Annotated in this window: 1 protein-coding gene; it reads right to left on the bottom strand. The window is 66.4% G+C overall.

Annotated features, from left to right (window positions below; genetic code table 11):
• Positions 1-539: amidase family protein (locus tag ENZ75_RS33780; protein WP_245481373.1), on the bottom strand; the 539-nt coding region annotated here is incomplete at both ends.

Below are 539 nucleotides of genomic sequence, written 5' to 3'. Positions count from 1 at the left end.
CACGAAGGCCTGCCACAGCGCTTCGAAATCGAAATCCGGCAGCAGGGGCTCGGTCGCGAAGGACGCTTCCGCAAAGCGGCCAAGTGCCGCCTCGCACAGGCCGAGAACGCCTGTTTCAACCGGCAGATGACCGCCGAGATCACCGAGCCAGGCGATGCGGCCACCAGTTGCGGGTATTCCAAGCCCTTCGAGGAACGAGCCGGGTTTCTCGTAGGACAATGGCGCGTGCGGGTGGTAACCGGCCTGCACATCGAGCAGCAGTGCCATGTCACGGACGTTGCGGCCCATCGGCCCGTCGACGCCCATCTGCGCATGGAAGACTTCGAAATCGGGTCCGCCGGGAACAAGTCCTTGCGACGGGCGGAAGCCAAAAACATTGTTCCAGGCGGCCGGGTTGCGCAGCGAGCCGCCAAAGTCGCTGCCATCGGCGACGGGCACCATGTCGAGCGCCAGGGCAACGGCCGCGCCGCCGCTCGAGCCTCCGGCGGTCAGGGCCGGATCGAAGGCGTTCAGCGTCGGCCCGAACACGGCGTTGTAGG

This window comes from Mesorhizobium sp. M7A.F.Ca.CA.002.04.1.1, from assembly GCF_004022805.1.
GTDB classification, from domain to species: Bacteria; Pseudomonadota; Alphaproteobacteria; order Rhizobiales; family Rhizobiaceae; genus Mesorhizobium; species Mesorhizobium ciceri.
The sequence above is the reverse complement of the archived record's forward strand: the minus strand, read 5'-3'. Positions and strand labels throughout refer to the sequence as shown.